General features: G+C 40.3%; 20 protein-coding genes. 10 read left to right on the top strand and 10 right to left on the bottom strand.

The window, feature by feature from the left end; translation table 11 throughout:
- The first annotated feature begins 4 nt into the window (after positions 1-4).
- The 3 genes from ABD769_RS05720 to ABD769_RS05710 are packed head-to-tail and all read left to right on the top strand — an operon-like array spanning position 5 to position 4842.
- Entirely contained in the window at positions 5-2020 is a 2016-nt protein-coding gene (locus tag ABD769_RS05720) for a SusD/RagB family nutrient-binding outer membrane lipoprotein (RefSeq protein WP_344850148.1), read from the top strand.
- 34 nt (positions 2021-2054) lie between these two features.
- Positions 2055-3326 carry a glycoside hydrolase family 99-like domain-containing protein gene (locus tag ABD769_RS05715; protein WP_344850146.1) on the top strand — a complete coding sequence of 424 codons (1272 nt, stop codon included), beginning with the start codon at positions 2055-2057 and terminating at the stop codon, positions 3324-3326.
- Positions 3327-3378: 52 nt separating this feature from the next.
- Positions 3379-4842, top strand: coding sequence for a BACON domain-containing protein (locus tag ABD769_RS05710; protein ID WP_344850144.1), 1464 nt, complete (start codon positions 3379-3381; stop codon positions 4840-4842).
- Positions 4843-4966: 124 nt separating this feature from the next.
- Here the strand turns inward: ABD769_RS05710 and ABD769_RS05705 are convergent, their stop codons facing one another.
- From ABD769_RS05705 to ABD769_RS05695, 3 genes are all read right to left on the bottom strand, one after another.
- Positions 4967-6514, bottom strand: coding sequence for an SGNH/GDSL hydrolase family protein (locus ABD769_RS05705; protein ID WP_344850142.1), 1548 nt, complete (start codon positions 6512-6514; stop codon positions 4967-4969).
- A gap of 189 nt (positions 6515-6703) precedes the next feature.
- Complete coding sequence (locus tag ABD769_RS05700) at positions 6704-7978, bottom strand: glycoside hydrolase family 99 protein (protein WP_344850140.1); 1275 nt, start codon at positions 7976-7978, stop codon at positions 6704-6706.
- 202 nt (positions 7979-8180) lie between these two features.
- Positions 8181-8432 (bottom strand): DUF3253 domain-containing protein, encoded by a 252-nt coding sequence (locus ABD769_RS05695; RefSeq protein WP_344850138.1) that lies wholly within the window; start codon positions 8430-8432, stop codon positions 8181-8183.
- Between the two features lie 190 nt (positions 8433-8622).
- Here ABD769_RS05695 and ABD769_RS05690 point away from each other — a divergent pair, with 190 nt between their 5' ends.
- Positions 8623-9024, top strand: a complete 402-nt coding sequence (locus ABD769_RS05690) for a DUF5655 domain-containing protein (protein ID WP_344850136.1) — start codon at positions 8623-8625, stop codon at positions 9022-9024.
- A 58-nt stretch (positions 9025-9082) separates the two neighbouring features.
- Here the strand turns inward: ABD769_RS05690 and ABD769_RS05685 are convergent, their stop codons facing one another.
- The 7 genes from ABD769_RS05685 to ABD769_RS05655 all read right to left on the bottom strand — a co-directional run bounded on the left by ABD769_RS05685 (position 9083) and on the right by ABD769_RS05655 (position 15352).
- Positions 9083-10486 (bottom strand): DASH family cryptochrome, encoded by a 1404-nt coding sequence (locus ABD769_RS05685; RefSeq protein WP_344850134.1) that lies wholly within the window; start codon positions 10484-10486, stop codon positions 9083-9085.
- Between the two features lie 254 nt (positions 10487-10740).
- A complete protein-coding gene (locus tag ABD769_RS05680) occupies positions 10741-10902 on the bottom strand; it encodes a DUF3606 domain-containing protein (protein ID WP_344850132.1) in 162 nt (53 codons plus the stop codon).
- Between the two features lie 175 nt (positions 10903-11077).
- Positions 11078-11941: an SDR family oxidoreductase gene (locus ABD769_RS05675; RefSeq protein ID WP_344850130.1), complete on the bottom strand. Its 864-nt coding sequence runs from the start codon at positions 11939-11941 to the stop codon at positions 11078-11080.
- A gap of 78 nt (positions 11942-12019) precedes the next feature.
- Positions 12020-12589: a Crp/Fnr family transcriptional regulator gene (locus ABD769_RS05670; RefSeq protein WP_344850128.1), complete on the bottom strand. Its 570-nt coding sequence runs from the start codon at positions 12587-12589 to the stop codon at positions 12020-12022.
- Positions 12590-12885: 296 nt separating this feature from the next.
- The gene (locus ABD769_RS05665) at positions 12886-13683 is read right to left on the bottom strand and encodes a helix-turn-helix domain-containing protein (protein ID WP_344850126.1); all 798 of its coding nucleotides are present in this window, start codon (positions 13681-13683) and stop codon (positions 12886-12888) included.
- Positions 13680-14324, bottom strand: a complete 645-nt coding sequence (locus ABD769_RS05660) for an NAD-dependent epimerase/dehydratase family protein (protein WP_344850124.1) — start codon at positions 14322-14324, stop codon at positions 13680-13682. Before ABD769_RS05660 ends, ABD769_RS05665 begins: the two co-directional genes overlap by 4 nt.
- Positions 14321-15352, bottom strand: coding sequence for an SDR family oxidoreductase (locus ABD769_RS05655; RefSeq protein WP_344850122.1), 1032 nt, complete (start codon positions 15350-15352; stop codon positions 14321-14323). Before ABD769_RS05655 ends, ABD769_RS05660 begins: the two co-directional genes overlap by 4 nt.
- Before the next feature lie 417 nt (positions 15353-15769).
- Between ABD769_RS05655 and ABD769_RS05650 the strand changes: the two genes are divergently transcribed.
- The 6 genes from ABD769_RS05650 to ABD769_RS05625 all read left to right on the top strand — a co-directional run bounded on the left by ABD769_RS05650 (position 15770) and on the right by ABD769_RS05625 (position 23647).
- On the top strand, positions 15770-15958 hold the full coding sequence (locus tag ABD769_RS05650; RefSeq protein WP_344850120.1) for a hypothetical protein: 189 nt from the start codon (positions 15770-15772) through the stop codon (positions 15956-15958).
- Between the two features lie 1106 nt (positions 15959-17064).
- Positions 17065-18333, top strand: coding sequence for a 6-bladed beta-propeller (locus tag ABD769_RS05645; protein WP_344850118.1), 1269 nt, complete (start codon positions 17065-17067; stop codon positions 18331-18333).
- Entirely contained in the window at positions 18333-21104 is a 2772-nt protein-coding gene (locus ABD769_RS05640) for a carboxypeptidase-like regulatory domain-containing protein (RefSeq protein WP_344850116.1), read from the top strand. The genes ABD769_RS05645 and ABD769_RS05640 overlap by 1 nt, the downstream gene beginning before the upstream one ends.
- Positions 21105-21233: 129 nt before the next feature.
- Positions 21234-21734 (top strand): hypothetical protein, encoded by a 501-nt coding sequence (locus tag ABD769_RS05635; RefSeq protein ID WP_344850115.1) that lies wholly within the window; start codon positions 21234-21236, stop codon positions 21732-21734.
- A 58-nt stretch (positions 21735-21792) separates the two neighbouring features.
- The gene (locus ABD769_RS05630) at positions 21793-23031 is read left to right on the top strand and encodes a 6-bladed beta-propeller (protein WP_344850113.1); all 1239 of its coding nucleotides are present in this window, start codon (positions 21793-21795) and stop codon (positions 23029-23031) included.
- A gap of 4 nt (positions 23032-23035) precedes the next feature.
- Entirely contained in the window at positions 23036-23647 is a 612-nt protein-coding gene (locus ABD769_RS05625; protein WP_344850111.1) for a hypothetical protein, read from the top strand.
- The last annotated feature ends 71 nt before the right edge of the window (positions 23648-23718 follow it).

Here is a 23718-nt window from a genome sequence, read left to right as displayed (position 1 = left end):
GACGATGAAAAAAATAACCTATATGCTCGCATTCATTTTCCTATGCGCCGCCTTTCAAAGCTGCACCAAGGATTTTGAAGAGATTAACACCAACAAAAACAAAGTGTACAATGTGGATGTCAACGATATTTTCGCCGGCACTGTTTCCCGCACCATGAGACTGATCCAGGATGTAAACTACAACAAACTGATCAATTTTTCAAGGTATGCGGTAGTCGGTTTTGCCACCAATCCCTCACAGGATATTGGCGACAACTATTTTAACCAGTTTTATGTGGGCATTATCCGCGATGTGCTCAAAATGGAAAAAGAATACACCGGAAAACCTGAATTTGCCAATCGCCTTGCAATGGTAAAAACCTGGAAATCATACCTTTTTTACATGATGGCCTCGATGTACGGAAGTGTGCCAATGAGCCAGGCGCTTGCTGATAGCGAGCAAAGTAAAAGGGAATATACCTATGATACTGAACTCGAAATATACACCCAGATCCTGAAAGATTTAAAAGATGCCAGTGCATTGTACAGGGTATCTTCTGCTTATCCAAACGACTTATTAATGCGTGACCCTGTATTTGGCGGAAGTGCCTTTGGTAAATCCGACATTTCGAAATGGCAGAAATTTACCAATACGCTGCGTTTAAATATTGCGCTTCATGCCCAAAACCTCTCAATGGACCTTGCCAGAACCCATGCCAGCGAAGCAATGGCTGATGACTCTAAACTGATTTCTTCACTTGATGATATGGTGAAATTGCAGTGGGGATCGGATGAATCGATGAGCGCTTCTTATTATTACACCAGGTTTATCAAAAACGCGACGAATTTTAGCGAGATGACCTACCCTGCCCTGGGCGAATATTTTGCGATTTACCTTTTTTCTTATAAAGATCCGCGCCTGGGTGCCTATAGTCTTAAAGGAAACCAGCTTTCGCCGATAAAAGTTAAGCCCTTCCTGTACACCGATACACTAACCAGAAAACACCTTAATTTCTGCACCAAAACAGATTGCCCGAATTTTGCACTGCACCAGGCCGATGGAATGAACAATTTAAGAAGCGACTCGGTGTTAGTGGATTATGCTATGCCTTATGTACCACTTCCGGAGCTGAATAGCCTTGCTGCAGGATGGGAATGGGCCTTTATACCAGGTAAAGATTTTCGCTATAATGATCCGCTGGCAAGCAGGAACAGCCCTTACAACCTCTCTTTTGTACAGACTGATTTTGTAAAAGAGAACGCCAGCATGATCTTATTAAACTGGGCCGACAGCTATTTTTTAAAGGCTGAGGCCGAAATGCTTTTCGGTTCGGAAGCTAAGGCCATGCAGAATTACGAATCGGGTGTACGCGCTTCGTTTGCACAATACAACCTGGCCGGTGTTGACGAATACCTTGCCCAGAACGGTGTAAAATGGAATACGGATGGAAAAGGTTATGCCGACAGGAGGTTATTGTACCGCGCCAACATCCGTGGCAGAGGCGGCAAAGACAATCACCTGGAGCAGATTTACAAACAAAGGTACATCGCAGATTACCTGAACTGTTTAGAGGGCTGGAACCTGGAACGCAGAACCAGGACACTGCGCTTCCCTCCTTTTTTCGCCAATGGTGGCGCCAGCGATGTTGAGGGATACAATTCAGCCTACAATTACTGGACAGAGCGTTTTGTTTATCCGATTGTAGAGCAGAGTAAAAACCGGGAAGCCTATTACAAGGGGATTGAAAACTTAAAGGCGGCAAGTCCTTATTACAGGGGCGACCGCTGGGGAGATAACGTTTACACCACTTTGGGTTTTGCAAAGCTGAATCCCGACCTGATTTTCGCCGAGCAGTTATATGGCGGTAACAAAAAAATCAGGCCAAACTGCGAATATTTCAATAAAAAATACGGCAAAACCTACGAGGAAGTTGTTGCAACGGCAAAAAGTATGACAGGAGAATCAAACGATAACCTGGCGCTTACAAAAGCTTTTGATTATTCGTTCAGGCAGCTTTTGGTTACCTATATCCCTAAATAAACAAGCATTAAAGATTATCCATATCAATATAATCATGAAAAAAAGAATTATCAAAATCCCGTTAATGGGAATATTATTAGTGGTCCTGGCTGTTTCCTGTAAAAAAGATACAGGTCCGTCGATTGACGATTATCCACTAAATTATGAGATTGAAAAAGTTCCGGTAACCAGCAATATACCCGTTGGCGCTTATATTTATGAACCTTCCGGCATCCTGATCAGTGATGAGATAAAATGGACCAGGATTACTGAAAAGTATGATGCCGCGGCAGGAAAAATCGGTCCGTACGTGAGGCCGGAGCTGGGCCGTTACGAGTTAAGGCCTACAGAGGCAGGCGCACTGAACATGTCGAAAATCGTTGAATGGGCAAAATCAGCAAAAATCGACTTTTTGATCAGCCCGGCGATGAAAGAAAACCCGGGCGCCATGTTTCCCAATAACCTGAATGGTACTGACTCTTTGACGATAAATATGCTGGCAGAACATAATTTTAATCTGCCATCGGTTAATATGGGCACAATGAAATACGCCATTTCGGTGGATATTAATAATTTCAGCGCGGGATTAAGTAACAACTTATTGCTTGAAACTGCGCCGGCAACGGTTTATAACATTAACGGACAGAATATATCGGTGAGCCGCGAGAACAGGCTGTATAGCTTCTTAAAGCGTATTTCGCTCTATTTTAAAGATGAAACCTATTATCATTTCCAGGGGCGCCCCGTGCTGGTATTTCTTGGTGCAGACAGGCTCTATACTGAAAACAGTAAAAAAGTATATGACAATATCCGCAAGGTAATTAAGGAACAGACCGGAAAAGATGTTTATATCATTGCCCGCCAACCACAATGGACACCATCTGCCCGTTTTGAATACTTTTTTATGCAGGGTAAAGCCGATGCGGTAACCATGGACAACATGTGCAATGTAGGCAGCGGAGTTACGGGTTGGGACAGAACGTATCTGCTAAACCGTTTAATCAATGAAAATTACAAACTGAACAAAGAATATCTCTCTAAAAATTTCAGCATTGATTTTATTCCATCGGTTTCTCCTTCTTTTACCGCAAACATTAACAACGCAACCCCGGATTATAATTACCCTGCGATAAGAAAAAACGAAGCAGATTTTAGGGAGCGGTGCAATGTGGCCAAAATTAACCTCGGGAATAGCCGAATCGTGCTGGTTGAATCATTTAACAACTGGCAATGGGATTCGCAGATAGAGCCTACCGCAACAGATTACGGAGAAGGTTATGGCAGCAAATACCTGGATATTGTGCGCGATGAATTTAAAGTAAAATAAGGATCCCGTCCAAATAAACCGATTCTGTTCAACAATGCAATAATAAGAATTAATGAAAAGAAGATTGATATACGGCCTGGCCATGTTAATAATCGTTTTGACCAATTGTTCAAAAGATAAAAACCAGTCGCCAGATAAGCCTGTGCTCAACATCGAAAGAGATGTTTATGAGTACTTAAACACCAATAAAACAGGAAGTTTTAACGTTTCGATATCTGATAATAGCGAATGGGATATAGAAAGCTTAACCACCCAAACCTGGATCAGCGCTGCAAAAAAAGGCGGCAAGGTAGAGCTTACCATGGAAGAAAACACCAGTTTATATGAAAGGGTAGCTAAAATAAAAGTTTTTAGTGCAGATAAGTTACTGAGCAAAATCATCGTGATTAAGCAACATGGAAATACACCAACAATTATTGTCGACAATCCTGTTTTAAAACTTAAAAACCAGGCAGATAACGGCACTGCAACCATTAACAGTAACATGAACTGGTCGTTAAGTACTGATGCCGACTGGTTAACCTGGGAAATAAAGGGTGGTGAAGTAAAACTGACCGCTACGGCAAATCCCCAGGCCGGAGAACGTACCGCCGTGGTGATTATTAATGCAGAATCTTCGATTTTTAACAAATCAATCACCATTACGCAAAAAGGGACGATTGAATTTGAAATAGACAAGAAAAACCTTCAGTTTAGCAGAGATGGCAGTAGCGAGGTAATTACCATAGAAACCAACCAGCAATGGAATTATGCGGTGAGTTTAAATTCGAGCTGGTTTACAGTACAGAGAGACGGAAACAAGTTAACGGTTACCACAGTTAAAAATAATTTTGTAGACCTAAGTGGAACCATAACCATTACTTATGGCCTGGTAAATGTAGTGATTCAGGTAAAACAAACCGGTATAGCCATCGGAACAGAGTTAGACAGGCAGGTGCTGATTGCAATTTACGAAAGCATGGGTGGCGCCAACTGGTCTGGTACGAAATGGAATATTACCGCACCTTTACAAGAGGCCACTGCCGCCACCAACTGGAATGGAATTACGGTGGCAAAAGTTAATGGTGTAGACCGGGTAACGAGGATTAATCTGGCGGCCAGAAACCTTAAAGGCCCCATCCCTCCTGCTATCGGTTATCTGAGTGAACTGATATTGATCGATATGAATAATAACAACCAACAGTTAACCGGTACCATTCCGCCATCAATGGGCAACTTACGAAAACTGACGAGTTTAACGCTGAGCAGATCAGGTTTAACGGGAACTATCCCTGCTGAATTTGCAAATCTCACGGCGCTAACGCTTCTTCAGATGCATACCTCTAATTTTACAGGACCAATACCAGAAAACGTTTTCAGCAAAATGCCTAATTTAAATTCGCTGGAACTAAAACTCAATAACTTTACGGGGAATTTACCTGCAGATCTGTTAAGTCATCCAAAATTTGGCAGTTGGAATGCAGCAGCCAACATCTGTCCTCAAAATGCAGGATACGGCTTTACAAAATGTCCATAACAAGGCACCATAAAGCGCGAAGATAAAAAAACAAAGTATGGCTTTAAAAAAACAGCCCATGGAGTAATCCGTGGGCTGTTTATTTTTGAGGGCATAACCCGTAAAAGGCATTTATACACAAAGTTTAATGTAATATCCTCAGTGCATCTATCCTGGTGGTTATTGCTCCGCTTTTGGCATGGTATATTCTAAACCAGTTGATGGCGTTCAAATTTGGGGTTCCACCCGTAATGGTTGCAGAAGCAAAGGTTTTGGTAATGTGGTTCCATCCGTTTGTTAAAGGGCCGATATCCCAGCTATATTCATTTACATCTGCTGCGCCACCACTCCCGATCTCAATCTGGTTTGAGACCGTAAATTTAGTCACATCTGATACATAGTACCAAAAATCGACAGATCCGTTAGCCACCGTTACATTCGGGTTAACAGCCGTAAAAGAGCGTTGAAATTCCAACGTGCCGCTACCTGCAGATTGCAATGAAGCACTACCTTCTTTTTTATCGCTGGTATTCAAAGAAAGGGTGTTTCCGGATGCCCAGCCAGCATTGGCATCGGCATTATTCAGCAAAAATGCTGATCCCGATGACAGATAAGGCGCAATATAGGGTTTTAATAAACCCGCAGCCTTAATATGCCCTGCAACACTTGGGTGCACCCCGTCGTTAAAATCAGCAGAAGGGTGAGGCAGCAACCAGCCCGTGGTATTAATATAATGAACGGCATTATCTCCGGCGGCAATGCGCTGGTTTACCGCAGCCTGTACCAATGCTGCCTTTGCCCCACTAAACGGACGGAGCGTAAATATTTCGGCATTGGCAAACTTTGTACGCACATTTAAAAGAAAATTTAAATATCCGTTTTGAAAAGTTGCATCGGGTACGCCTGTACTTTGATCATTCTGACCTAAATTAATAACCACAATTTTAGGGGTGTACCTGGTAAAATCCCAGTTTGGGGACGATGGGTAAGCTAAAGACTGTGATTTAAAATATTGTACATCCATTCCGATTTTGGTTGCATTTAACCCATATCCGTTTACCAGGGTGATACCGGGATAGGCAATCTGTGTATGCTCGGCATTCATTGATTCTGAAACTACCCAGGCATAATCAGATACATTGGCCTGTGCATCGGTATAACCCGCTGTTATAGAATCTCCTATATACTCCACAATATCGGCAGAAACTGCTGGTGACGAGGTAGTTGCTCCATTATCGAGCACCAAACCGCGGAAATTAAATACATAATCGTAATCTTTGCCCTGCGCCACACTCAAACTATGGGTACCTGCCGACAAGGGAGTGGATGTAAGATTAATGGTGCCGCCTGCACCTGTAAAACTCAACCATGGACCGCCATCGATTTTAGCATAAAAATTACTGGTATTGCCAACTTTTATTTTAACGGTGGTACCGGTAAAGTTAACCTTAATATAGGCCCCGCCCCAATAACTTAAATATTGTGTAGGATTACTAAAATCCCAACGGCCAAAATATTTAATATTCGGATCGTTGATTCCAATATCAAGTGCTGCAATAACTGGCCCATTTGTGAGCTGTGCGGAAGCCAAAAGCTTTTCGGGAGTGAAATTTTGCGGAAGCAACTCATTTTTTGAGCAGCCAATGGCAGATAGCCCCAAAAGCGTTAAAAAAATAAATATAGTTTTTCTCATTATTTTAAAAGGGTTAGGATGATTATCAGATTTTGGTCGCCCGGAGTTGAGCAACAGCTATTAACAATTGACTCCACCCTACCAAAATTAAACGGTGCCATATACCGGAACACTATAATAATTATGGGTATTGTGGAGTCAATAACTAACGAATTAACGTTGATTTTTTTTTCAGTCCAAATCAGATTACTATTGATGTGAAGTTGGATGGTTAGCAGTAAGCGGTATCTGGCCTTTTATCATTTTGGCACCATCGCGGGTGAGCCTTAAATAAAAATCAGAAGAACAGGCCACTCCATCTGCATCCAAAGTTAAAAAGTATTGATTGCTTGGCTTCATTGAAGCATTTTCTGCCGCCTTGGCAATGGCCGTGCCCTCATTATATTCATCAAACATGGCAACTTTAACACTTGGAATATTGTTGTTCCTGATGTTATAAAACTGCCTCCAGAGGAAATCTCCATGTAAGCGTGGTATTTCGTTCTGCGCACCAGTATGCCAGTTAGACCATGCAAAACCTGGAAAAGCAACCGGCTGATAATCCTGGTTATGCGAGTTGCAATAGGCAAAATCAGCACTGAGGGTTGAAACATAATTGTTGGCGCCGGCAATGCCGTTCATAGATCCAACTGTCCACGGCTGGATCATATTGGCCTGGTTATAAGCACTCATATTGGTGGCATCATTTCGCCAGTCCCTTTTTACCCCAATAATTACGTAACACCCCTGGGTTTTAAACCAATTAATCACATCTGTCCATACGGCATTATTACCTGGTCTTCCCGAAACCCCTATGCCCCATAAACTTACCACAGGCTTCCCATTCTGTTTCGCATAAGCCGTAGAAGAAGTATGAGTTTGCATGCGGGTGGTCCAGTCGGTTTTAATTTCAGACTGAAAATTTGTCCAGCCGGAAATGTCGTATTCGATAAAGAATTTTCGCCCGTAAGTTTCGGCAGCTGCTTTCACCATAGGTACATTTCCATTACGCCAGTTCAGATCGCGTGGATCAGCTGCCAGGGCACTGCCAAAACGTTGAAGCGCAGCACAATCGATACCGTTTTGCCGCATCCAGAGGAAATGCGTATTTACTACCTGCTGAGAATAAGAAGTAAATAATTTTGCTGGCTGGCCATTGCCCAGATTTGCAAACCCGGTTTGGTAGGTGGTGGTATATTCCCTCACATCAGGCCACATTTCAACATTAATATGCCCCGGAGATGGCGGATTAGGTCCCCAGGTTTTCCACGAATTAAATGGCGATCCATCACCAAGACAGCCAAACCAGGCCTGGTAGCCTACAACAAGCTTACCTACCACATCTCCCGGAGGGGAAGCCAGTGCTACAACCTGCTTTGCCTGCGAAAAGCTGTCGTGCACAACGTCTTCGCTTTCCTGTGTTTTTTTACAACCCACTGCCGTCAGAATTACTGCCGACAGCAGCATTAAACTAATTTTTCTCATTGATCGGATATATTTGGTTAACACACCAACATCGGTGTAAAAACCAAAATAGAACCGACCTATTAATAAATGATAAATAAATAATTAATAAGGCATTTGTAGCTGATTAATAATTATTTTATGCATCCTGATATACTTACATTCCTAAACTCTCAGCAAAGCGAGCAAATGACCGGAAGATAGCGCCTGATTATTTTTCGTCCTATTTATCGCTGATTTTAATTCGGATAGGGCCTTTGATTTTTTTGATGTCCACAGGTTCGCCTTTCTGAGTGATGAGGACCAGTCCCTGCTTTTGTAAGGCGATGGCTTCTTCCCGTACAGCTGACATGTGCGCCCGCCAGTGCCCTGGGAATAACAGCCTGGCAATTTCGGAAGGGCAGGTGCTTTTTTCGTGTCCGCGGAGCATGGCCATTTCGAGTATGGTGGCTTTGATATCTGGCTGTTGATCCATTAGCATACAACAAAACTCGGGCAGGATTGATTTGGCGCGGGAAAAATTATTATATCTCCGCTACAGGCCATCCTGATTTGTTTGAACAGGCACACCTCCGTTAGCAAACCTGAACTAGGTAGCAATGACCTCTGAAATTCAGCTATTTAAGCCCCGGCATCATTTTCGCTGTGAATATAAAAAAATGATTATGAGCTGGACTTGCCCTAAATGTGACCGTGAACTGCCCTGGAAAGACTATCGCCACTATTGCCAGCGCGTAGATCTGGACAGCCTGTTTGTCGGACGCTCCGCCGAGTTGGTGCTGGCTTTCGATAAAATTTTAGCCGAGGTGGCAGACTGGCCGGATGTGCTGATCGGGGTAACTCCAAACTGTATCGTATTCACCAAAAGGGTGGGTTTCCTGATTATCAGGCCGATGAAGAAAGAGCTGGACATCAAATTTTATTCAGCCATAGCACACACCGAAAAACCTGTGGTTAAAAGTATCGCTTCGGGCAAAAAATTTGAGAACCACATCAGGATCTCCTCCGCGGATGAGGTACGGCCGGGATTGTTTGTGTATATCCGGGAGTCTTATGAGCTACAATAAGAAAAATATTTTCCCTAACCATGATTTTGTCCCTATAAAATTAGAGATCAGTTATTTTTTAAATCCTGATTTTCTTGATCAGGTTGATTGCCCTCTCCCATTTTTGGTATATTGCTATAGGTTTAGGATAACCTTTTAACTTAAACTCCCAGGGAATGAGCACTTCCATGTCATTTGCTTTTTTAAGTTCCGGAATCCAGTGCCGGATAAATTCCTGGGCTTTATATTTATTGGATTGGTGCACGGGATTGGTGTACCAGATTTCAAAGGCCTGCATGTGCCAGTTCATCCAGTTAGAACTCACGTCGTAATCGATAAGCCTGGATTCAAAATAGGCTGCTCCCCAGGTCCAGTCGATTTTCAGGTCATGCACAAAATAACTAGCACAGTTTACCCTGCCCCTGTTGCTCATGTAACCGGTCTGGTTTAATTGCCGCATATGCGCATCAATAAAAGGGATTCCCGTTTTGCCTTCACACCATTTTTTGAATTTACCAGGATCGTTTTCCCATTGGTAATTTTTATTCTTGTAGCCTTTGCTTTTAAAGATCGCCTCACCGAAGCGCATGGATTTAAAGGTGAAATAATCACGCCAAACCAGTTCAAAAATCAGCCACCAGGTGCTCTGGTTCTTTTTGATTTCCTTTTCGTAAAGCTGCACTTTTTCATAAATCTCTCTTGCAGAAATGCAGCCCAGGGCGAGGTAAGGAGAAAATTTTGAACTGTAGTCCATCCCGTCTGACTGGTTTCTGCTCCAGCGGTAACGGGTGAGTTCCTCCGATTTAAAAGTATAGTATTCCAGCCGTTCCAGTGCGGCATCTTCGCCTCCCTTAACAAAAGGTCTGGCATTTTTGTATTCCCCCGCGCTAAAACCATAATCTTTGTAAGAAGGGAACCTGCTGACAATGACCTTTTTAACAGGGTTTAGTTTTTTGGGGATGTCGAAGGTTTTTCTGGGCTCCGATTCCTTCCCTGCTGGAATGCGATAAGCTTTGCTTGTCAGGGGGATTTTAGGGATGGAGAAAGGAATGTCGTCTTTGTGGTAAAGTGTTTTTTCCCAGAAAAAATGGAAGCTGGTTTCGGGCAGGGCCTGCTTTAACTTTCTGATGAGTTCAAGCTCATAGCTGGCATATTCTTCTGCTGCGTAGATATCGGTAATCTGGTGTTTTTGAATAAGTTCGGGTATGGTAATCAGTGCGGATTCGGCTCCGATGCTCAGCTGACCGCCTATTAATTTCAGGTTGGCTTTGAGATTGCTGATGGATTGCTCCAGAAACTTAAACCGGTTGATGTCTGCTTTACGAAAACCTAAGCTGTGATTTTCGAAGTTCGATTTTTCAAGGCAAAAGCAGCAGATTACTTCGTTGCATTCTTTCTGTGCAATTACCAGTGCCTCATTATCATGCAACCGCAAATCATTTTTAAACCAGATGAGTCCCCGTTTTTTATTTGGTGTTTTCATTTATTTGCTTTACTGCCGATAATGATATGAAGCATGTGCCGACTAATGACTACTGTTTAGACTAACACTTAAAATAAACAGTAAAATGATGTTAAATGTTCGCACTGAAAAAATTTCATTGCATTAAGTTGAAAACGATGGCTCTTGCCAGTTCAAGCCATTTCTGCAGGGTTTCGATCTGGCCCTGAGCAACGTTGATTTTACGGGCTGTTTTTATTTGAGCCAAAAAAAGCCCCAATTAGGGGCTTAAATAATTATTTTACTTTTTTCTCGATCGCTTTGCGCTGGTTTCCTTCGCTTGATTTGGCATCTTTAATTTTATCAGCTTTTACATCGAGTTTTTTCGCCTCGTATTTAATTTCGTGGTCCTGATTACTTACCGAGTTTCTTTCCACTTTTGTTCCTCTTGCCATCATGTTTATTTTTAGGTGTATAGATATAACATTGGTTTTCAGGAATTAGTTTAGAAATTTATGACTGCTTTTTAATTTATCAAATCCGCCTATTTATCTTATCCGTGCTATCACTAACATTTACCGGTAATTATTCGGTCTCAGCAACCGATATATCATAATTTATATGCGGCGCTTATTATGCTAAAAGCTCCCCCATTCCGAAGGTGGTTAAGCCTTTTCCAAACTGTTCTGCAACAGCCTGGTTGGCAGTATTAATGTATTCGCCTGTGATCGGATCAACAACCGTTCTCAGCGGCCTTTTACCTTTTTCAGTGGCTATTAATTTTACGATCGCATCAGCAACATCCTGTGGATTGGTTTGATGGCTCTGGATCAGTTCACCCAATGCTGCCATCATCTTATTTGGAATCTCTGCGATAGCGCCATAACCTTCAAACACAGACTGATCTGAAGCATAAACTGTTTTTTGTGACATTTCAGTCGGAAATGCACCAGGCTCCAGAATCGCTACGTCTATTCCCAAACGTTTAACTTCGTAATGTAAACCTTCACTGAGCCCTTCCAAACCGAATTTTGATGCGGCATAAACGGTAGCGAAAGGAAATGAGACCCTTCCAAATCCGCTGGTTACATTGATGATCAGTCCCTCCTGCTGTTTACGCATAGCCGGTAAAACCTGCTTAATGAATCTCCAGGGGGCAAAAACGTTAACATCAAACATTGCCTGCACATCTTCAGTTGTAAAGCTTTCGGCCACGCCATGCATGGAAAATCCTGCATTATTAACCAGTACATCAATGGAACCCTCTTTCGAAATAATGGTTTTTACTGCCTGCTCAACGCTTTTTTCATCGGTAAGGGTAACATCGAGAACAGTTACATTCTCAACCGCCGATAGTGCCTGAGCTTTATCCGCATTTTTACCCGCAGTATCTCTCATCGTTGCGTAAACCTTATGACCTGATGCGGCAACACTGTGCGCGGTAAGCCAACCAAAACCACTATTTGTTCCTGTTATTAATACGATTTTTTTACTCATCTTTCTATTGTTTAAATAATTCATGCAAAGGTTGGGCAAGTGAGCCATAAAACATTTACCATTTGGTAAAAAGCATTATCAGCGGATGTTTTTCCTTATTCTGCTGAGTGACTGCTGGGTAATACCGAGGTAAGATGCCACATACGAAAGCGGGACACGGTTAACAAGTCCGGGGAAATGATCGAGAAATGAAAGATAGCGGGTTGTTGCATCTTCAGATACCAGAGGGCTTCTTCTTTCAATCGCTTTCAGGAGACAATTTTTGACAATGAGGTGCTCTATCTCTTTCCAGCCAACAATAGTATTGCCAATTTCATCCCAGCTCTTTTTCGAAAAGACCAGTAAACGGCAATCTGTTATGGCCTGTATATATTCTGAGGCAACCATTTGAATTTCAAACTTCTGCTGGTCGGAAACAAAATTATTTTCCTCAACAAAGGAATGCGTAATCTCTTCACTTTTATTGTTATAATAACAGAATCTGGTTACTCCTTTAAGAAGAAAACCTACATATCGTGGGATTTTACCAGCCTCCGAAAAATATTCCTCTTTGCGCAACTCTACCGTTTCTGCCTTGCTCAGAATAAGTTCAATCTGTTGGGTATTCAAGTTGCCGAATTGCAGTATGTAATTGACAAATTCTTCCATTTTACAAATTTCACCTTTATAAATCGAAACTTTTTTACCATATGGTAAAAAATGTTTTCTTACACACATTATTGTCGTGAACAGCGTATTTTGTCAGATTTTAGCCGGAGTCCCGACATTCAGACCCAATTTTTCGCAAAAAAGCTTACTAAACAGAGAGTTAGGGGTAAAAAAGGACAAAACCATTTGAAAATGTTTTTTCCTCGTTATGGGGTCAATGGCGGTGCATAATTCGAACCATTTTGTAAACGAATTGGTAGAAACAGGCGGTTTTTCGAAAATGTTGAAAGAATAACTTAATATATTTTTGCTCCACTAATTTCACTCGGAGTTGTTCCAAATTCTTTTTTAAACACAAAATAAAAATGCGTAATATCCTCAAAACCTAAATCAAGGTAAATATCGGTCGGTTTTTGTTTTTTTTCTTCGATGAGAAAACGGGCTTCCTGCAAACGTCTTTTTAACAACCAACGATTTGGCGTTTCCTGAAATATGGTTTTAAAATCTCTTTTAAATGCAGATAAACTGCGTCCTGTAAGAAATGCGAACCTTTCAATGCTCACATTGAACTTATAATTTTGTTGCATAAATTTTTCCAAATCCAACCGTCCGGGAATGCCAAAATCAAAAAGAATATCTGACAACTCTGGATGTAATTGCAATAATATGAGCAACAATTCCTCTCGTTTAATATCTGAGAAAGTTTGGCTTATATTTCCCGAATTGTTATAGTACGGTTCTAATGACAATAAAAAACTATTGATTAAATTATCTTTTTTAAACTTTACAAACGCATCCTTTGAAATAAATTTTTTGAATACAATTGAATGTTTTTTTTGAAATGCTTTTAAAAAGGCTTCATCCAAAAAGATAATTACTTTCTCAAACTCATTATTATATCGCACTTTGTTGTATCGTGCCAATCGGTTTTTACGAACCAAACAACTTTCACCGGCCTTCAAAACATAATGTTTGTTTCCATCATAACCATTCATTTTTCCTTTTGCCAGAAACACAAAGAAATGCTCTGCGATGAATTGTTCTGCAGAAAGCACAGGACCAACAGTACAGGATTTTATTTCAGTTATTTTCATTTCGACAATTTAAAAATATCGTCTGCTTCCAAAATTTGGGTTTGATAACCCTTTAACACTGCATTAATCATTGCTTTTCCTACTTCAGAAAGTTTTAATGTTTTTGCAGGAAAAAATGGCGACATCAGTGGCCCCAGAATCTTATAAATCAGCTTTATATTTTTCTGGCCTTTACTTCCTGTCATTATTGCCGGGCGGAAATTGTATTGACCTTTAAAAGGCAATTTCATTAATGCATTTTCGGTGCGTCCTTTTACCCTTGCCCACATTACTTTTCCTTTTTCTGTACTATCGGTGCGGTTGCCCGATACATAAATAAAAGTCATTGCAGAATTAATGTGTGATATTGTTGTAGCAAATGGAACTACAAAATCATAGGTCTTTTTGGTAAAGCTTTCCTCGTTCTCGCCAACAGAACTGGCACCAGCACAAAAGAAACATCCATCGTAAGTTTCCAGTAAATCCGAGTGATTGTTGATTTCTGAAAAATCCTTTATAATCAACTCTTTCAGCTTTGGATGATTTTTATTGTAATGTTTCCTGCCGATAACCAGCACTTCGGTTACTAAAGGATTATCTAAGCACTCAAATAGAACGCCTTCTCCTACCATTCCTGTAGCACCTGTTATGATTACTTTCATACGTTAACAATTTTCAAATCAATTAAACTATTTGCAGTCGCTAATATAGCTTCTTCATTGCCTCTTGGCTGCCAACCCAAAAGATTTTTTGCTTTTTCGTTACTTGCATGTTTTATTGAACCTAAAAGAGGCGTTAACATTTTCAATTTTGGATTGAAAATAGCGAGCAATCTGATAAGCCAATTTGGTATTTCTTTGGTCGGTACTTTAGCCGCTTTTTGGCCTAAATTTCTCCTGAGAATATGTGCTATATCCAAAAAAGAAACTGATTTTCCTGCAACGGCAAGAAAGCGCTGGCCGTTGGCTTGGGGCATTGTCATTGCTTTAAAGTGTAAATCTGCCACGTCCCGCACATCAACATATCCAAAAATCAATTTGGGGCAGGAAAGCATCTCGCCATTCAACATTTGCCTGATGGTCTGAATAGAATGCGAAAAATCGTTGGACAAAACCGGACCCAAAACACCCGTTGGATTGACCACAGATAATTCCATCCCAGCTCCTTCATTTTCAATAAAATCCCAGGCCGCTTTTTCCGAAATGGTTTTGGAACGTTGATAAGGCGCCACGGTATCGTTCAGTTCTGTCCAGTCTTCTTCTGTGTAAGGTGTTTTTTTAACGGTTCCCATACCTACTGCACCAAATGCAGAAGTAAGGACTACACGTTTTACACCTGCATTTTTTGCTGCTTTAAGCACAAACAAAACGCCATTAACTGCGGGTTTTACAAAGTCATCATCTGTTTTTGCATCTGTGTTTGGAGTTGGCGAAGCTGTGTGGATAACATACTGACAACCTTGTGCGGCATTTTCCCAACTTTTTTCATTGCTCAATTCGGCTTCTGCAAAAGATAAATCCTCAAAGTTGGTGATACCCGCTTCTCTCAGCATTTGTTTAACCAGCGCTGTCTTTTTAAGCGAACGAAGGGTGGCTTTAACTTTGTAACCATTTTGAAGCAAAGTTATTATACAATATGAAGCGATAAAGCCTGAGCCGCCAGTGACTAAAACTGTTTCTCTATTTTCCATTTTTGAAGTTTTGATAAAACAAAGTTCAACTATAAAAAAAGCAAAAAGCTTGTTATAAGGTCCAAATTTATTTGTTATAAAGGTCAGAACTTGATACCTCAAAATGTAAAGCTTACATAGTGACCCTAATATTGGAATAATTGTGAAATATAGAATTCCATTTTATATAGCGTCGAAATGGAACCAAAAAAGTAAATTACAATTTATTGATTAATAATGAAATAACCGATTCAAAGTAGTAAAGAATTGTTTTTACACCGTCAGGGTATCCACATGGGACTCGAACCAAAAAATACGTTTTACCTGCCCTATTCAACGATTTCAAAATCCCCTAAAAACAAAAAGGCCCTTTAAGATAATCTTAAAGGGCTCTCGGGGTCGGCGACGGTTCGAATTAGCAACAAATTTATAGCTGATTTGAAGAGAATCGCTGAACTAGACACTAAAATGACAGAGTATGATAAGCTTGGTAGGCTCATGAAATTACGGAAAGAAAGTGAAAAATTGATTCCAAAAGTTGTAGACAAAAAGAAAAAAATTAGAGCAAAACGAAAATCTAGAAAAGTGCTACTCAAGAAATGGATTATTAATATTTCTGATAATTAAATGGATGAACCAATCTAATTTACCCCCTTAATGTGAATCCATGATTGATTGAATGAGAATAATCAACAAAAAATTTATTTTTATTGTTGCGGGGTCAATTCATTCTGGTTTGTTCAATCTCACAGAGTTAAACTTGCTAAGAGAATTTCTGGCGGGTTTTATTAGTAAAAAATACTTCGCTCTAAGTCACTGCAGGAGAAGGTTCCTGGATTAGAAAATTATCCAAAATGGTGCATTGAATGTTTTTTAGATGCCTCAAGAATAATCATTGATTTGCTTTTGGTTGGTACCAAACATGATGCGAATCATTTTTTGTATTTGTATTCTGAGCGTATAGTGGATATTTCAGCAAAAATGGCCAGCCGTTCCGCATTTAAACTGTCACTCCGTTTCGCTTTAAAGTGATCACCTGTTTCGAGGCAAACTGGCCGTTCTGATCTTTTGATCAGCTTTTTTCGCAACTGGCTTTCGGGAATAATTTTTCAATTTCTGCATAAAATAATCGCTCCTGGGAGAATATCTATTATTCGGGATGGACCACGGTCGCTTCGCTGTTATACTCCAAAACGTGGGCCTGATGTTCCGCTCGGCTGTATTTTTAGAGATTGGAGGACAAAAACACTTTTAGTCTGGATTTCCCTGGTTTAGCAGGAATGAATATATTTGGGCCTTTTCTTAGCTTGCCCTTCTCAAGATTGGGTAAATCCCCGGGTGCACAGTTTGGAACGGAATCCGCTGTCTACTATTGCCGAAATCCCCCAGATAAGTTAAGTTTTTAGATTATGAACATTAAAAATTAATGACCAAGATTAAACGTAACTAATCTTTTACTTAATAATTTAAGTTCATGAATTATCCCCTTTAATTACTTGCAATTGCAGTTGTCTGAAAAAATAAGTAGGTATAATAGGTATAATAAGTCAGGTAAATCCTTTTACTTACGGCAAACTTAGTTGATATTTACCCCAGAAATATTAGTTTTGAAATGTGGCTTAAATTTTATCAAGCGTAAAAGGTAAGTTACATGTAGAAAGCTATATCTACTACAACCATCTAACCAATTAAAAACATTATGATAACGCTCTTAAAACCCACATTACTATTAATTGACAAAAATCAGCAACATTTTTTTTGTTCCGCTGATGACAAATAGGCTACTCCTAGTTTTCTTTTTTCTCTTAGAAATTGGAAAAAGTTTTTCCCAACAGGTAACAATTGATACAACTAATGTTACATTGTTGAGAATCGCACCGGAAACTGCAATGGGCGGAAATGCAGCTTTGTTTATCGACAAAGTGAACTACATACCCCTTCAAACGTCTAAAGAATCAGAATTTGGCTCCATTACTCAGCTCGAGGTTACCGATTCCTTTTTTATTATCCTAGATCAGGCAACCAATTCGGTCCTTTTATTCGACAGGATGGGAAATTTTTATCGTAAAATTCAAACCAAAGGATTAGCAGGTCAACTTGGCTATGGTGAGCAGTTCAAGCAGATCTGTGTGGACCAAACAAAAAAACAAATCCTGATACGGACACGCAATCAAAATCATACACTAGTGTATGATTTTGAAGCAAACCTGATACAAACCATTAAAACAGATTTAATCAAGGGAGAATTCGCATTTTTTGACAATGGAAAGGCTATCGTCAACTCTACCGGATATGATTACAATGATGAGCTCAAAAAATATGATCAGTTCTGGCTAAATAAGAATCAAGTATCAGGAAAACTTTCATTATGGAGTCATTTAAAAAAACTCGATTCCCGCGATATTCTTACGCCTGACCAATTTTATTATCAATCAGGCGATCATTTTTTTAGTACCAACACTTACTCCTATAATATATTTAGGATTGGTTCTGATTCAATTTCGCTTGCCTATCAATTTTTATTTCCCCAGGAAAATTCCTTACCCAAGGACTTCCTGATCAACAAGTCACTGGAATACAAACGGATAAATTATCTTCGCGACCACAGTGAGTTGATATATAGCGTCACCAACTTTTTCAAAGTCGGAGACAATCTAATGTTCAAATTGCAGAGCGGGAAAAGCAACGATTTTGACGATCTGGTATTCAATCTTAAATCCCAGCGGCTAATTGCGATGAAAAAAATAACGCCCGATTCAGTAAGTCAATACCTGACAATTGCCCAACCCTCGATACTTGGGACCGAATATTCGAATCACGGAATCCAAAAAGTTTTCGGGAAAAACATATACACATCCTATTCGGCACTTGAACTTTTTACGTCAAAATCAAATTCAGAAGAGACTGTTCGCTATGATGATAAGCTGAAGAAATTTTTTGCCGCAAAAAATGATCATGCCAATCCCGTGATCGTGGAAATCACCCTAAAAAGTGACCTGTGATGAGAGCTTTTCTGTTAACGCTTTATCTCTCGATCAATTTGTTGGCTGGCGCTGTTGCACAGACCAAGCCGGACAGTGTAAAGTTGGGGAGGCTAAACGGGCGCGTTATGGATTCAAAAAGGAATTTTCCTTTAATATCTGCAACAGCTACTATTTATAACCTCAAAACAAACGATATTATTAATTATGGCCTGACGAATCCCTATGGATATTTTTCAATCGGAAGTATACCCGTAACAGATTCCCTTAAGCTCATAATTAGCTACATTGGCTATAAGGATAAAATGGTCCGGTTTAAGATGGGCCAAAGTCCAGTTCTTGATTTAAAAACTGTATTGGTCGATCCCGGTGCAATCGAGCTTAATGAAGTAACTATTTCCAGCGCACCTCCCGTAAAGATCAAAGGTGATACCGTGGAATTCAATGCAGATGCTTTCAAGCTAAAACCCAATGCCGTAGTAGAAGATCTTCTTCGAAATCTGCCTGGCGTCATTATCTGGGGAGATGGCAAGATCACTGTAAATGGAAAAAATGTTAGTAAAATACTGGTGGATGGTAAACCATTCTTTGGCGGCAATTTCAAAATCGCAACACAAAATCTTCCAAATCAAATAATAGATAAGGTACAGGTTACGCCTGACAAACCCACCGATAACAATCCGATCGTATCGACGGTATCGGTCAATCTAACCTTAAAAGAAAAAAACAAGAAAGGCCTCTTTGGGAAAGCAAGTGCGGGGCTGGGCACTGGTCACAAATATGATGGGAATCTAAGTTTGAATTACTTCACGCCAAAAATGGAGCTTACCGCACTCGGCGCCGGTAATAATGTCAACAAGGTGGCTGACAATATCACCACTCTGTTGGAAGACGCTGTTTTTAAGCCCAGCCGATCGACAGAATACTTACCAGACTTCAATGCCCTTGGGCAAAATAAATTTTTATCCGGAGGATTCAATCTATCTCGGAGCTTTTCCAATAAGAGGAAACTGAATATCAATTTCTTCCGCAATAATATCGACAAAATTATAGAGCAGAATTACATTGGTATTTCTTCCTTGGCAAATGAGCGCAGAATCGACAGTTCGATAACAAGAAAGTCAGGAACAGATATAGGATATAGATTCTTGGCCTCTTATGAACAGAATAGGCCCAACAGCAACTTCGGGATATCTGCTAAAATATCAAAAGATATCGGTTCGCTCGAAGAGAGGACGAAAAACATCATCAATGATGGAAGTTCCCAACTTAGCATAGTCAATAATTTCAAGAATAACGGCTTCGATACCGACGAAAACATTGCGCTATCGATCAACTTCGATAAGTCAGCGGATTATTCGAAAAAGCAGATCAAAAATCGCAGTTACCTTTTTAAATACACGCTTTCTTATGACAAGTATCATTCCAGTAACGAAAGGGTAAGCGAATACAGCGGGCAGTTAGGCAATGTTAACAGGGAGTATTTAACAGATCACTCCAAAGTTAACAATGGTTTAGAATACCGTTACAGAAATATTGGTCGATTTATAAAGCTTCAGGGGATACAATTGGATCTGATAAACAGGTTTGATCTCAATAAATTCTCAAGAGATAACAGGGTCAGCGATGTCACAGGTGAAGGCAAGATTTCAAATAGGTTTCTTACCAATAAGGATAATTATTGGATGGTTGATGAAAAGCCTTCCCTTTTGATGAAAAAAAAATTTTCAAAGTTATTTGAAAGTCGTTATTCCAAGGATCTGCTCATTTCCGTTGATCTTCAAGCCCGGTTTGTCAATCAAAAAAACACAGCAATGATCAATACGCTTAATTTCAATAGATCTTTTAGCGCCTTTCTGCCCAATGTTGAAGCAATTTATCAATATAACAATGTCGGACGGTTCAACAGGATGCTCAAAGCAGCCTACGCGCCCCAAATGAAAGTCCCAAGCCTGGAACAACTGGTTGCCTTGCCTGATTCATCGGACCTCTACAATCTGAGAAAAGGAAACATACACCTCAGACCCGAATACCGCCATGAGTTCATTCTTTCGGTTATACAAAGCTCCTACAGTAAAAAGGCAAACTACATTTTCTCACTCGATCTCAAAGCAGGCATTGTTGAAAAAAGCATCATAGATAGTATCGATTACCGAAACACCATTTCGGGGACCACCTATTCGATGGCCAATGCTGGAGCTTCTAATTATGCCTCGATCATGTTAACCCTGGATAAAACATATATGTTCAAAGATAAACAGGTAATGCCCACAATATATATGGGTTTAAACCGGTCAAATCTTCCGCGCTATATTAATGGATCCCTATACCAAACCAATACTTTTTCCACCATACTAAAGGCCGGACTTTCCTATACGTATAAGAACCTGCTCCTGGTTTCGGCCAATCACGCGCTGTCGTTTTTCAGGAATACCCAATTCCAGTCTGAATATTACACCAATATCTCCTTGTCCAATATCACGACCTTAAATTTTACGCTAAATCAATTTAAACATTGCACATTCAACATAAATGTAAAGAACACGGATTCGAAATTAAGCAACGACAGGAAATTAAACTACGTTTTACTCAACAGTAGCATTCTTTATCGGTTTTTAAAAAGTGAACAGCTGGAGATGAAGTTCAGTGCACTCGATATTTTAAAACAGAATCGAAATGTCCTGATCGATCAATTTGAAAACCGCGTGACCCGCAGTGAAATCAATTCGCTTCAAAGGTACTTTATGGTCTCGCTTTCTTACTACCCAAGACTCTTTAATCAACAATTATAATTAATCCATCAAAAAATGAAAAAACAAAAAAACAAACTTATGACCATTATTGCGTTTTTAGTTCTTGGAATTGGGACAGCAATCACACTTTCCTCCTTCGTGGAATCCGGCCATTCTGGATCTAAGGCAATGTATGCCCTTGCTTCAACAGATACGGATACCGACTCAGATACCGACACGGGTACAGAAACCGGCACGGATACAGATACCAATACCGACACGGATACAGATACCGACACGAATACCGACACAAACGGAGATACCGGAACCGGTACGGATACCAATGGAGGAACCGGTACGAACACTAATGGAGGAACCGGCACAAACACTGGCACAAGCCCAGGATCAGGAGGTCCCCTTTTTGAAAAATCTGTAGACCACCCTTATGCATGTCAGGCAACAACAGTAACCTATACCACCTACTATAACGGAAATACTATCCTGTATACCAAATACAGTAATGGTGCTATCAAAGGAAATGCAGAGACCAACCAAACGGTAACCGGTACAGCGACAGGCTCGATGCCGATCAAAGCTTTCAATACTCACTGGATCGAATGTCTTAGCCAGCTTGGCTTGGGCTGTACACCTTGTGTACCTATTCAGGCTTGTACCGTAGGTTGCGTTTAAGATAATCTTTAGGACAGGGATTTGAAGAGTGTCCCTTCCTATTTAATTCAAAGAAACTATGAAAAACATTTTCAGAACAACATCAACCGTTCTGCTCATGATGCTAATAGGTTATTCCTGCAAGCAATCTGGGCGTATTGCGGTAATTACTCCGGTAAAAGCAAAAACCGACACAATAAATATTCCGGCGAGTTTGGAAAACGTTAGCTTCGACTATAATAAAACGCTCACCGATATCCGATTCGTCAAATTGGAAACCACATCGAAAAGTATTTTTGGATATCCTGACCGCATATTCATATCCGATAACAGGATAATCATCTGCGATATCTACATTTCCAAATCGGTATTTTTCTTCGACAGCAGCGGAAAGTTTATTGACAAGGTTGGTGTCGGCAGTGATGATCATTCGGGGCTTAAAAGTATCAGGGATGCAACTTTCGATTATAGGCATAAAGTGCTCTCAATATTTGACGATAAGGACGGGAAGATAGCAACATTTGATACTCAGGGAAAACTGATAAAAAAAATTGCTATAAAGCCCTTTTTCGTGCGTTTTTCTTACCTGAAAGATTCCATTTACGTATTGCAGACACCAATAGAGAACCGTGGTGTAAGTGGAGAACTCAATGATTTCGACCTGGCATTTTCCGATAATGATGGGGCGATCAAATCTGCTTCATGGAGTAACGAAAAAGACAAAAAAATACTGCCGAACTATGATTACAATACAAAAATACCTTCTTCAGGCTCGGGGGAATTTATATACTACAGTCCAAAATTCTCAAGAACAATCTACCAGGTAAAAAATTACCCGCTTTCCATTCATTCCAGGTTTTATTTGAATTTTTTAGGTAAAAACGATACTTCGCCGTCGGAATTCACAACACTCGCGGACTTAAATACCATGAAAGACGAGAAGTTCTATTTCGATGGAAGTATTATTTCCAGCGGAGCATTACACTTCATTGCTCTTATGGAGAAAAACATACCAACCGGCGTATTTTACTCTTCGCGAACAAAAAAAATATATGGCGGACAACCTATTTCCAGACTCGGCATTAATGAAAAGGCCAAAATGGATTATTTCTCTTATCCTATCGCAAGTACTGCCACAGAATTTATCAGCATCCTGAACCCTTCGGAAATTTGCGAGAAGGAAAAAATCTCCAGGCAACAGGAAAAGCAATACGGTATAAAGCCTGTTAGCAGGGACGAAAAATTTGATACCCTGCTAAGAAACCTAAAAAAAGATGACAACCAGGTCCTGGTATTTTATAAACTAAAATTGAGTTAAAACAATGAAACGCATCCTCCTGATATTACTGCTGGCTTTGGTTATAGTGCAGTCATATGCAATTATTTCGCTCTCTAAAAACAGAAAGCAGGAAAGGCTCAAACTAAAAAACAAAATAGAGGTCTTAACCACGACTAAAAAAGTATTGTTCAAAAAAATTATCAATACGGGACTTTCGGTGTCCATTCCATTCGATGTTCAAGGGCAACTTTTGGAATCTTCCAATGGGAGCATGGTTAGGCTTATGGACTTGTCTGGTAGTAGCCCAAAAGTGGTCTTTAGGATCAGCGACCGTCACTGCGGAGAGTGTATCTTGGCGCAGCTTCCCTTCCTCAAGAAGCTGTCCGATTCAATTGGAAAAGAAAACGTAGTTATACTTGGCTCGTACCTTAATTTTAAGAACCTGAAAATTTTCATGACGGTAAACAAGTTGGATTACCCCTATTATAACCTTCCAAGTGAAGCACTTTCTTACCTGGACATCGAGATGCAAAGCTCACCTTACTACTTTGAAATGGAGAAGCAAAAAACCGGCAATATCTTCTTACCCGAAAAGGAACTTCCGGAATTAACCGATATCTACATCAGGGGTATCATCGCCAACCGTAAGATATGATCCATAGCAATAGGTTTTTGATATCAATTATAATAGTTGTAGTTGCCTATATTTACTGCCCTATCTCCGTT

The sequence above is a fragment of the Pedobacter jeongneungensis genome, from assembly GCF_039538295.1.
Classification (GTDB): domain Bacteria; phylum Bacteroidota; class Bacteroidia; order Sphingobacteriales; family Sphingobacteriaceae; genus Pedobacter; species Pedobacter jeongneungensis.
Note: the sequence above shows the minus strand (reverse complement) of the source record. Positions and strands in the feature narration are given on the sequence as shown.